Annotated in this window: 1 protein-coding gene (only partly in view); it reads left to right on the forward strand. The window is 73.2% G+C overall.

What is annotated here, in order from left to right:
- Nucleotides 1–13,168 carry part of the coding region annotated (locus HY68_RS28795; RefSeq protein ID WP_041994282.1) for a type I polyketide synthase on the forward strand (this coding region is incomplete at its 3' end). Its footprint extends 15,858 nt past the window's final position, so 13,168 of the 29,026 annotated nt are shown.

Genomic DNA, 13,168 nt, shown 5'->3' on the forward strand with positions numbered 1-13,168 from the left:
ATGAGCACGTCCCCCAACAAGTACGTCGAGGCGCTGCGGTCGTCCCTGAAGGAGAACGAGCGGCTCCGTCAGCAGAATCAGCAGCTGGTGGCGGCCGCGGAGGAGCCCGTCGCCGTCGTCGGCATCGGCTGCCGTTACCCCGGCGGGGTGACCTCCCCCGAGGCCCTGTGGGAGCTGGTCGCCGAGGGCCGCGACGTCATGGGCGGCTTCCCCGCCGACCGTGGCTGGGACCTCGACCGCCTCGCGGGGGAGGGACCCGGCCGCAGCCTCGCCCAACAGGGCGGATTCCTCTACGACATGGCGGAGTTCGACCCCGGCTTCTTCGGGATCTCGCCGCGCGAGGCCGTCGCCATGGACCCGCAGCAGCGACTGCTGCTCCAGGTGTGCTGGGAGGCGCTGGAGCGGGCCGGTATCGACCCGGCCTCGCTGCGCGGCAGCCAGGCCGGTGTGTTCGTCGGCACGGCCGGGCAGGACTACGGCTCGGTCATCAGGGCGTCCGGCGACGACATGGAGCAGTACGCCACGACCGGGCACGCGGCCAGCGTCATCTCCGGCCGGCTCTCCTACACCCTCGGCGCCGAAGGGCCCGCGGTCACCGTCGACACGGCCTGCTCCTCCTCGCTGGTGGCCCTGCACTGGGCGGCGCAGTCCCTGCGCAACGGCGAGTGCACGATGGCCCTGGCCGGCGGCGCGTCCGTGATGGCCACGCCAGGCCCCTTCGTCTCGTTCACCGCGCAGAACGGCATGGCGGCCGACGGCCGGTGCAAGTCGTTCTCCGACGCCGCCGACGGCACCGGCTGGGGCGAGGGCGCCGCCGTCCTCGTACTGGAACGGCTCTCCGACGCGCGGCGCGCCGGACACCACGTCCTCGCCCTGCTGCGCGGCAGCGCCATCAACCAGGACGGCGCGTCCAACGGCCTGTCCGCCCCGCACGGCCCCTCGCAGCGGCGCGTCATCCGCGCGGCGCTGGACAACGCCCGGCTGACCCCCGGCGACGTGGACATCGTCGAAGCGCACGGTACGGGTACGACGCTGGGCGACCCGATCGAGGCGCAGGCCCTGCTCGCCACCTACGGCCAGGACCGCGAACACCCGCTGCGCCTGGGCTCGGTCAAGTCGAACATCGGACACACCCAGGCCGCCTCGGGCGCGGCGGGCGTCATCAAGATGATCATGGCGATGCGGCACGGTCTGATGCCGCGCAGCCTGCACGCCACCGAACCGTCCGGCGACGTCGACTGGACCACCGGGGCCGTGGAACTGCTCACCGAGCCCGCCGACTGGCCGGAGACCGGACGGGCCAGGCGCGCCGCCGTCTCCTCCTTCGGCGTCAGCGGCACCAACGCCCATGTGATCCTCGAACAGGCCCCGCCCGCGCCGGTACCCGACGCGGAAGACACCGACGACGCCGTGGCACCGGGCGTCGTCCCCTGGGCCCTCGCCGGCCGGTCACCGGCCGCCCTGGACGCCCAGCACGACCGACTGCTCGCCCACATCGGCCGGAACCCCGGCATCCGCCCTGCCGACGTCGGCTTCTCCCTCGCGGCAGGACGCTCGGTCTTCGAACACCGCGCCGTCCTGCTCGCCGGGGACACCGGCCCCACCGAGATCGCCCGGGGCGTCGCCGACGACGGGCCGCTCGCCGTCCTCTTCTCGGGCCAGGGCTCCCAGCGGCTCGGCATGGGCCGTGAACTCCACGCCCGCTTCCCGGTGTTCGCCGAGGCGTTCGACGCAGTCGCCGACCAGCTGGACGCGCACGCCGACCGCCCACTGAGGGACGTCGTCTGGGGCACCGACGCCGCCGAACTCGGCGAGACCCGGTGGACCCAGCCGGCGCTCTTCGCGATCGAGGTGGCGCTGTTCCGCCTCGTCACGTCGCTCGGCGTCACCCCCGACTTCGTCGGCGGCCACTCCATCGGCGAGATCACGGCCGCCCACGTCGCCGGAGTCCTCTCCCTGGCGGACGCCTGCCGTCTCGTCACGGCCCGCGCCTCGCTCATGCAGGCCCTGCCGCGCGACGGCGCCATGGTCGCCCTGCGCGCGACCGAGGACGAGGTCGTCCCCCTGCTCACCGACCGGGTGTCCCTCGCCGCCGTCAACGGACCGCGGTCGGTGGTGATCGCGGGCGACGAGAACGCCGTACTGGAGATCGCCGCCCACTTCGAGGCACTGGAGCGCAAGACCAGCAGGCTGCGCGTCTCGCACGCCTTCCACTCGCCGCTGATGGACCCGATGCTGGACGAGTTCCGCGCCGTCGCACGGAGCCTGACCTTCGCCGAGCCGGCCCTGCCGGTCGTGTCCAACCTGACAGGGCGCATCGCCACCGTCGACGAGCTGTGCTCCGCCGACTACTGGGTACGGCACGTACGGGAAGCCGTACGGTTCGCCGACGGCGTGCGCACCCTCACCGGGCGCGGCGTCACCACCCTGCTCGAACTCGGCCCCGACGGCGTGCTCTCCGCCATGGCCCAGGACTCGCTGCCGGACGGCGCGAAGATCGTGCCGCTGCTGCGCAAGGACCGCCCCGAGGAACTGGCCGCCGTCACCGGCCTCGCCCAGGCGCACGTCCGGGGCGCCACCGTACGGTGGGCCGCCCTCTACGCCGGATCCGGCGCCCGGCAGGTCGACCTGCCGACCTACCCCTTCCAGAACCAGCGCTACTGGCCCGCCGCCTCCCTCGACGCGGCAGGCGACATACGCGCGGCGGGACTCGGCTCCGCCGGGCACCCCCTGCTCGGCGCCGCTGTCGAACTCGCCGACGGCGAAGGCGCCCTGTTCACCAGCCGGCTGTCGGTCCAGTCCCACCCCTGGCTCGCCGACCACGGCGTACGCGGCCGGGCCCTGCTGCCCGGCACGGCCTTCGTGGAGCTGGCCATCCGCGCCGGCGACGAGGTCGACTGCGACCGCGTCGAGGAACTGACCCTCGCCGCGCCCCTGGCCTTCCCCGAGCACGGCGCCGTACAGCTCCAGGTCCGGGTCGGCGCGGCCGACCCCGCGGGCCGCCGCCCGCTGGGCATCTACTCACGCGCCGAAGGCGTCGTCGACCTGCCCTGGTCGCAGCACGCCACCGGCGTACTGGCCCCCGGCACGCCCGGCGCCGGCACCACCGACCCCGGCTTCGACGCCACCGTCTGGCCGCCGCCCGGCGCCGAACCCGTCGACCTCGACGGCTGCTACGACCGGCTCGCCGGACTCGGCTTCGACTACGGCCCGGTCTTCCAGGGGCTGCGCGCCGCCTGGCGGCGCGGTGACGAGGTGTTCGCCGACGTCACCCTGCCCGAGGGCGCCGACTCCGAAGCCGCCGCCTTCGGCCTGCACCCCGCGCTGCTCGACGCCGCCCAGCACGCCGCCGCCTACGCCGACCTCGGCGCCATCAGCAGCGGCGGCCTGCCCTTCGCCTGGGAAGGCGTGTCACTGACCGCGTCCGGCGCCGCCTCGGTACGCGCCCGGCTGACCCCCACCGGCGACGACACCGTCTCCATCGCCGTGTACGACACGGCCGGCGGGCCCGTACTCTCCGTCGACTCGCTGGTCTCCCGCGCGATGCCCGCCGAGCGGCTGCACGACACCGGCGCCGTCCACCGCGACTCGCTGTTCCGCGTCGAGTGGACCAGGACCAAGGGCGCCGCCCCCACCGGACCCGTCCCGGTGGCCGTGGTGGGCGCCGACACCCTCGGTGTGGCCGAGGCCCTGCACAGCGCGGGAGCACCCGTCACGCACCACCCCGACCTCGCGTCACTCGCCGCCGAAGGCCCCGTCCCCGGCGTGGTCATGATCGCCGCGGCCGGCGACCCCGACCCGGACGGCCCCGGCGACGGTGTCGTGGCCGCCACGCACACACTCGGCGCCCGCGTCCTCGGCCACGTACAGCAGTGGCTCGCCGACGACCGGTTCGCCGACGCCCGGCTGGTGTTCGTCACCCGAGGCGCCACGGACGGCGCCGACCTCGCCGCCGCGTCGGTGCACGGACTTGTCCGTACGGCACGCACCGAGAACCCGGGACGCCTCGGCCTCCTGGACCTGGACCCCGGCACGGACTCCCTCTCCCTGGAGGCCGTGCCGGCCCTGCTCACCGCCGCCGCCCTGACCGACGAACCGGACCTCGCGATACGGGACGGCGCACTGCTCGCCGCCCGCCTCACGCGCGTCCCCGTCCCCGACGAGCCGGCCGGCTGGGACGCCGAGGGCACGGTCCTCGTCACCGGCGGTACGGGAGGCCTGGGCGGCGCACTGGCCCGGCACCTCGTCGCCGAACGCGGCGTACGGCATCTGCTGCTCGTCAGCCGCAGCGGCCCCGCCGCCGCAGGCGCCGCCGAACTGGCCGCCGAGCTGGCGGCGCGCGGCGCCCAAGTGACCGTCGCCCCCTGCGACGTGACCGACCGGACCGCCCTCGCGGACCTGCTGGACACCGTCCCCGCCGAGCACCCCCTGACCGCCGTCGTGCACGCGGCGGGCGTCGTCGACGACGGTGTGATCGGCTCCCTCACCCCGGACCGGCTCGACCACGTCCTGCGGCCGAAGGCCGACGCCGCCTGGCACCTGCACGAGCTGACCCGGGATCTCGGCCTCGCCGCCTTCGTCGTCTTCTCCTCCGTCGCCGCCACCCTCGGCAGCGCGGGACAGGCCAACTACGCGGCGGGCAACGCCTTCCTGGACGCGCTCGCCACCCGCCGTCGCAACGAAGGACTGCCAGGACTCTCCCTCGCCTGGGGCCCGTGGACCAGCAGCGTCGGCATGACCGCCACGCTCACCGACATCGACGTGGAACGCATCGCACGCTCCGGCATGCCGCCGCTCTCCGTCGCACAGGGCGTCGCGCTGTTCGACGCCGCCCTCGCCACCGGCGCCGCCACCGTCGCACCCGTACGCCTCGACCTGCCTGTCCTGCGCGCCCAGGGCGACATCCCCGCACTGCTGCGCGGCCTCATCAGGGCCCCGGCCCGGCGCGCCGCCGCCCAGGTCTCCGAAACGGCCGGCGGCCTCGCCCGGCGGCTCGCCGGACTCGACGCCGCCGAGCGCCGCGAGATCCTGCTCGACCTCGTACGCGGACAGGTCGCCCACGTCCTGGGACACACCGACGCCGCAGACGTCGAAGCGGCCCGCCAGTTCCAGGATCTCGGCTTCGACTCCCTGACCGCCGTCGAACTGCGCAACGGCCTCAACACCGTCACCGGCCTGCGGCTGCCCGCGACGATGGTCTTCGACTATCCGACGCCGAGCGCCCTCGCCGACCATCTGCGCGACGAACTCCTCGGCAGCGAGGCCCAGGCACCCGCCGTACCGGTCCGCGCACTGCCCCCCGTCGCCGACGACCCCGTCGTCATCGTCGGCATGGCCTGCCGCTACCCCGGCGGGGTGACCTCGCCCGAAGACCTCTGGCGGCTGGTCACCGAAGGCGGCGACGCCATCTCAGGATTCCCCGTCAACCGCGGCTGGGACGTCGAAGGGCTCTACGACCCGGACCCCGACCGGCCAGGGAAGACCCACGTACGCCACGGCGGATTCCTGCACACCGCAGGCGAGTTCGACCCGGACTTCTTCGGGATGAGCCCCCGCGAGGCGATGGCGACGGACTCACAGCAGCGACTGCTGCTCGAACTGTCCTGGGAAGCCTTCGAGCGCGCCGGGATCGACCCGGTGTCGCTGCGCGACAGCCAGACCGGCGTCTTCACCGGCGTCATGTACAACGACTACGGCCCGCTGCTCACCGGCGAGGAGTACGAGGCGTTCCGCGGCAACGGCAGCGCACCGAGCGTCGCCTCCGGCCGGGTCTCGTACACCCTCGGCCTGGAAGGCCCCGCCGTCACCGTCGACACCGCGTGCTCCTCCTCCCTGGTCGGCATGCACCTCGCCGCCCAGGCGCTGCGCAGCGGTGAGTGCTCGCTGGCCCTGGCCGGCGGCGTGACCGTGATGTCGACCCCGAGCACCTTCGTCGAATTCTCCCGCGCACGCGGACTGGCCCCCGACGGCCGGTCCAAGGCGTTCTCCGAGTCGGCCGACGGTGTCGCCTGGTCCGAGGGCGTCGGCATGCTGGTGCTGGAGCGCCAGTCGGACGCCGTACGCAACGGGCACGAGATCCTGGCCGTGTTGCGCGGCTCCGCGATCAACCAGGACGGCGCTTCGAACGGTCTGACCGCCCCCAACGGTCCGTCGCAGCAGCGGGTGATCCGCCAGGCCCTCGCCAGTGGCGGCCTCTCGGCGGACGACGTCGACGTGGTGGAGGCGCACGGTACGGGTACGACGCTGGGCGACCCGATCGAGGCGCAGGCGTTGCTCGCCACGTACGGGCGTGACCGCGACCCGGAGCGGCCCTTGCTGCTCGGGTCCGTGAAGTCCAACATCGGCCACACCCAGGCCGCCGCAGGTGTGGCGGGCGTCATCAAGATGGTGCTGGCCATGCGGCACGGAGTGCTGCCGCAGACGCTGCACGTGACCGAGCCGTCGACCCATGTCGACTGGTCGGCGGGCGCTGTGGAGCTGCTGACGGAGTCGGCCGAATGGCCCGAGTCCGGTCATGTGCGGCGTGCGGGTGTGTCGTCGTTCGGCATCAGCGGTACGAACGCGCACGTGATCCTGGAGCAGCCGGCTCCGGTGATCCGGGGAACGGTCGAGGCTCCTGTGGCCGAGCCGGGTGTGGTGCCGTGGGTGCTGTCCGGCCGGACGCCGGAGGCGCTGGCCGAGCAGGCGGCGCGGCTGCTGTCCGCCGTCGAGTCGCAGGCCGGACAGCGTCCGGTGGATGTCGGGTTCTCCCTGGCCACGGGCCGGTCGCTGTTCGACCACCGTGCGGTGGTGCTGGCGGGCGATCCCGCGGACACGGTCCGCGCGCTGACCGCACTGGCGGCGGGCGGAGCGGACACCTCGGCGGTGTCGGGGGCGGTCGCGGGCGGCAAGCGCGCGTTCCTGTTCTCGGGTCAGGGTGCGCAGCGGCTGGGGATGGGCCGTGAGTTGTACGAGCGCTTCCCCGTCTTCGCCGATGCGCTGGACGCCGTACTGGCAGAGCTTGACGGTCAGTTGGGCCGTTCGCTGCGGGATGTCATCTGGGGTGACGATCCCGAGCTGCTGAACGAGACCGGCTCTACGCAGCCGGCGTTGTTCGCGGTCGAAGTCGCGTTGTTCCGGCTGGTCGCGTCGTGGGGTGTGGCGCCGGACTTCGTGGCCGGTCATTCGATCGGTGAGATCGCGGCTGCTCATGTGGCGGGGGTGTTCTCGCTGGCGGATGCGTGCCGTTTGGTGGTGGCGCGTGCTTCGTTGATGCAGGCGCTGCCGTCCGGTGGTGCGATGGTGGCGGTGCGGGCGACGGAGGACGAGGTGCTGCCGCTGCTGGTCGACGGTGTGTCGATCGCGGCCGTCAACGGGCCCTCGGCCGTGGTGGTTTCGGGTGTCGAGGATGCGGTCCTCGCGGTCGCCGCGCAGCTGGCCGAGCAGGGTCGTAAGACGAGTCGGTTGCGGGTGTCGCACGCGTTCCACTCGCCGCTGATGGACCCGATGCTGGACGAGTTCCGCGCGGTGGCGGACACCTTGACCTTCGAGGCTCCGCGTATCCCCGTGGTGTCGAATCTGACCGGTGAGCTGGCTGCGGCCGATGAGCTGTGCTCCGCCGGGTACTGGGTGCGGCACGTTCGCGAGGCGGTCCGATTCGCCGATGGCGTACGGACGTTGGGCGAGCAGGGTGTGACCACGTTCCTGGAGCTGGGGCCCGACGGTGTGCTCTCCGCCATGGCGCAGGAGTCGGTCCCGGACGACGCCGTGACCGTACCCCTGCTCCGTAAGGACCGGCCCGAGGAACTGGCCGCCGTCACGGCGCTGGCGCGGCTCCATGTACGCGGCGTGCCGGCCGACTGGTCCGCCGTGTTCGCGGGGACGGGCGCGGTGCGGGTCGACGTGCCGACGTACGCCTTCCAGCACCAGTGGTTCTGGCCGGCGGGGCAGCGGTCCGGCGCTGGCGACGTACGCGCCGCGGGACTGGGCTCGGCCGACCATCCGCTGCTCGGCGCCGCCGTCGAACTGGCCGAGGGCGAAGGTGTCTTGTTCACCGGACGGCTCTCCGTCCAGTCGCATTCGTGGCTCGCGGACCACGCGGTGCTCGGCCGCGTCCTGCTGCCCGGGACGGCGCTGTTGGAGCTGGCGTTCCGCGCCGGTGACGAGGTCGGCTGCGACCGGGTCGAGGAGCTGACGCTCGCCGCGCCGCTCACCCTGCCGGAAAGCGGCGCGGTGCGGGTCCAGGTGCGGGTCGGGGTCGCTGACGACACCGGTCGGCGCTCCCTCGCCGTGCACTCCCTGACCGAGGGCGTCGACGAGCGCTCGTGGACCCCGCACGCGACGGGCGTACTGACGGCGGCGGGCCGGCCGCCGGGCGACGGGTTCGACGCCACGATGTGGCCGCCGACCGGTGCCGAGAGCCTGGACGTCGAAGGATGCTACGAGCGGTTCGCGGAACTCGGGTTCGGTTACGGTCCGGTGTTCCAGGGGCTGCGGGCCGCCTGGCGCCGCGACGGTGAGATCTACGCCGAGGTGCGCCTCCCGGAGGACGCGCAAGGCGACGCCGCCGCGTTCGGGCTGCACCCCGCGCTCCTCGACTCCGCCCTGCACGCCTCGCTCCTCGCCGGTGACGGCGAGGAGGGCAGTGGAGGACTCCCGTTCTCGTGGGAAGGTGTCTCGCTCTACGCCACGGGCGCTTCCGCCCTGCGGGTCCGGATCGCCCCGGCCGACGGTCGGGACGCGGTCTCGATCGCCGTCGCCGACACGACGGGCGAGCCGGTCGCCTCGGTCGACTCGCTGCTCGTACGAGCCGTGTCGAGCGAGCAGTTGAGCGAGAGCGCAGCGCAGGCCCGCGACGCCCTGTTCGGACTGGACTGGGTTCCCGTACCGGCCGGTTCGGCGGTCCCCGCGTCCGTCGCCCTGGTGGGGCCCGATCCGCTCGGGCTCGCCGCAGGGCTCGCCGAGTCCGGCGCCGTTGTCGAGACGTTCACCGATCTGGCGGCGCTTGCGGCGGGGGAGTCCCCGGTCCCCGGCACCGTACTGGCCGCTGTGACCAGTACGGACCTGGCGGACGGAACCGGGGTCGCCGAGTCGGCACACACGCTGACCGCCGGCGTACTGGCCCTGGCACAGCAGTGGTTGGCCGACGACCGGTTCGCCGGGTCCCGGCTGGTATTCGTGACGCGGGGAGCCGTGGCGGCCGGTGACGAGAGTGCCTCCGATGTCGCCGCCGCTTCCGTGTGGGGTCTGGTGCGTTCCGCGCAGACCGAGAACCCCGGCTGCTTCGGCCTGGTCGACATCGACTCCGCAGCCGATGCAGCCGCTGACGCCGGCGCGCTGCTCGCGACGTCACTCGGCACCGACGAACCGCAGATGGCGATCCGCGACGGCGGAATACTGGCGGCCCGGCTCGCGCGACTCGACTCCGGTACGGGGCTTGTGCCGCCGACCGGGGTGCCGTGGCGGCTGGACAGTCTGACGAAGGGCAGCCTGGACGGGCTGACCCTGGCGCCGTTCCCCGAGGTCCTGGAGCCGCTGACCGGCAGCGACGTACGGATCGACGTACGCGCGGCCGGCGTGAACTTCCGCGACGTGCTCAAGGCGTTGGACATGTACCCCGGCGACGCGGGCCGGATGGGGCGCGAGGTCTCGGGTGTGGTGACCGGCACCGGGCCCGACGTGACCGGCCTGCGGGCCGGCGACCGGGTCACGGGTCTGGTGTCCGGCGGTTTCGGCTCGCAGGTGGTCGGCGACGCACGGCTCCTCGCCCGGATGCCCGGCGGCTGGTCGTGGGAGACGGCGGCTTCCATGCCGCTGGTGTTCCTGACGGCGTACTACGCGCTCGTGGACCTCGGCGGGCTTCAGCGCGGCGAGAAGGTGCTGATCCACGCGGGCGCCGGCGGTGTCGGTATGGCGGCGATCCAGGTCGCGAACCATCTGGGCGCCGAGGTGTTCGCTACGGCGAGCGAGGGCAAGTGGGACGTCCTGCGGTCGTTGGGTGTCGCTGACGACCACATCGCCTCGTCGCGTACGACGGACTTCGAGTCGGCGTTCGCCGAAGTGACGGAAGGGCAGGGCGTCGATGTCGTACTGAACTCGCTGGCAGGCGAGTTCGTGGACGCTTCGCTGCGGCTGACCGCGCCCGGCGGCCGGTTCCTGGAGATGGGCAAGACCGACATCCGCGACGAGGCGGACCTGCCGGAGGGCCTGGACTACCGGTCCTTCGACCTCGGCTGGGTGGAGCCCGAGGATATCCGGCGCATGCTCGACGCGGTGATGGAGCTGTTCGACCGCGGTGTGCTGGAGTCGCTGCCGGTCCGCACCTGGGATGTGCGGCAGGCCCAGGACGCGTTCCGGTTCATGAGCATGGCCAAGCATGTCGGCAAGATCGTGCTGAGCATGCCGCGCGTGTGGGACACCGAGGGCACGGTACTGATCACCGGTGGCACAGGCGGTCTGGGCGGTGTGCTGGCCCGCCACCTGGTCGCCGAACGCGGCGTACGTCGCCTGCTGTTGACGAGCCGACGCGGCCTCGCTGCCGACGGCGCGCCCGAGTTGGCCGCCGAACTGGAGGCGCTGGGCGCCGAGGTCGCCGTCGAGGCGTGCGACGTGGCGGACCGGGAGGCGCTGGCCGGGCTGTTGGCCTCGGTGCCTTCCGGCCATCCGCTGACCGCCGTGGTGCATACGGCGGGTGTGCTGGACGACGGCACCATCGGTTCGCTGACTCCCGAGCGGCTGGACCATGTCCTGCGGCCGAAGGTCGACGCGGCCTGGCACCTGCACGAGCTGACCCGCGATCTCGGCCTCGACCTCGCCGAGTTCGTCGTCTTCTCCTCCGTCTCCGGACTGATCGGCGGCGCGGGACAGGGCAACTACGCGGCGGGCAACACCTTCTTGGACGCGCTCGCCGCGCACCGGCGGACCGAAGGCCTGCCCGGTGTCTCCCTCGCGTGGGGCGCCTGGAACCAGGGCGCCGGAATGACGAGCGGTCTCGGAGAGGCCGATCTCCGCCGGGCCGCCGAGGCAGGCATGCCCCTGCTCTCGGTCGAGCAGGGCGTGGCCCTGTTCGACGCCGCGCTGGCCACCGGCCGGGCGGCGGTGGCGCCGGTGCGACTGGACGTGGCCACACTGCGCACGCGCGGCGCCGTCCCGCCACTGCTGCGTGGCTTGGTCCGAACGGGCTCCCGCCGCACCGTCGTCGCCGGAGCCGGCCCGGGATCGAGCACGGACGCCGGTCTGGCGGAGCGGCTGAGCCGGTTGGGCCGCCAGGAGCGCGACGAGACGCTGGTGGACCTGGTGCGCGGTCAGGCGGCCATGGTGCTCGGGCACGCGAGCGGCGACGGAGTCGACCCGACCCGGGCATTTCGCGACCTGGGCTTCGACTCGCTGACCGCCGTGGAGCTGCGGAACCGGCTCAACACCGCGACCGGGCTGCGGCTGCCCGCCACGATGGTCTTCGACTACCCGACGGTCGGCGCGCTGGCCGACCATCTGCACGAGGCGCTGCTCGGCCCGGACGCCGCAGCCGACGCGGCGCCCGAACTCTCGCCCGCGCTGCTCGACGACGACCCGATCGTGGTGGTCGGGATGAGCTGCCGCTTCCCCGGCGGCATCGGCTCGCCGGAGGACCTGTGGCGGCTGGTCACCGAAGGCGCCGATGTCGTCTCGGACTTCCCGGTCAACCGCGGCTGGGACGTGGACGCGCTGTTCGACCCCGACCCGGACCACCTGGGCACGTCGTACACCCGCTCCGGCGGATTCCTGCACGACGCCGGTGAGTTCGACCCGGACTTCTTCGGGATGAGCCCGCGCGAGGCGATGGCGACCGACTCGCAGCAGCGGCTGCTGCTGGAAACGTCCTGGGAGGCCGTCGAGCGGGCCGGGATCGACCCGGTGTCGCTGCGCGACAGCCAGACCGGTGTGTTCGCCGGTGTCATGTACGGCGGCTACAACACCGCACTTGACGGCAAGGAGTTCGAGGGCTTCCAGGGCCAGGGCAGCGCGCTGAGCGTGGCCTCGGGCCGCGTCTCGTACACCTTCGGGTTCGAGGGCCCCGCCGTCACGGTGGACACCGCGTGCTCGTCCTCGCTGGTCGCGATGCACCTGGCGGCGCAGGCGCTGCGCGGCGGCGAATGCTCGCTGGCGCTGGCCGGCGGTGTCACCGTCATGTCCATCCCCGACACCTTCGTGGAGTTCTCGCGGCAGCGGGGCCTCGCCCCCGACGGCCGGTCCAAGCCGTTCTCCGAGTCGGCGGACGGCGTCGGCTGGTCCGAGGGCATAGGGATGCTCCTGCTGGAGCGCCAGTCGGACGCCGTACGCAACGGCCACGAGATCCTGGCCGTGCTGCGCGGCAGCGCGGTCAACCAGGACGGTGCGTCGAACGGTCTGACGGCGCCCAACGGCCCGTCGCAACAGCGGGTGATCCGCCGGGCGCTGGCCAGCGGCGGACTCTTGCCCGCCGACGTGGACGCGGTGGAGGCGCACGGTACGGGTACGACGCTGGGCGACCCGATCGAGGCGCAGGCACTGCTCGCGACGTACGGCAGGGACCGTGCACAGCCGCTCCTGCTGGGCTCGGTGAAGTCGAACCTCGGCCACACCCAGGCGGCGGCGGGAGCGGCCGGTGTGATCAAGATGATCATGGCCATGCGGCACGGCGTACTGCCGCGCACGCTCCATGTGACCGAGCCGTCGTCCCACGTCGACTGGACGTCGGGCGCGGTGGAGCTGCTGACCGAGCAGACGGCCTGGCCGGAGGCCGGTCGGGTGCGGCGTGCGGGTGTGTCGTCGTTCGGCATCAGCGGGACGAACGCGCACGTGATCCTGGAGCAGCCGGCTCCGGTGATCCGGGGGACGGTCGAACCTTCCCCGCTCGAACCTTCGGCGGCGCAGCCGGGTGTGGTGCCGTGGGTGCTGTCCGGCAAGACACCGGAGGCACTGCGCGGCCAGGCGGCGCGGCTGCTCTCTTACATCGAGGCGCGCCCCGATCTGCGGCCGCTGGACATCGGATTCTCCCTGGCCACCGGCCGGTCGAGGTTCGAGCACCGGGCGGTGGTGCTGACCGGGGACTCCGTCGACACGGCTCAGGTGCTGGCGGCGGTCGCGGTCGGCGAGCCGGATGCCTCGGCCGTGTCCGGTTCGGTGACCGGAGGCAAGACGGCGTTCCTGTTCTCGGGTCAGGGTTCGCAGC

It is taken from the genome of Streptomyces sp. AcH 505, assembly GCF_000818175.1.
Classification (GTDB): domain Bacteria; phylum Actinomycetota; class Actinomycetes; order Streptomycetales; family Streptomycetaceae; genus Streptomyces.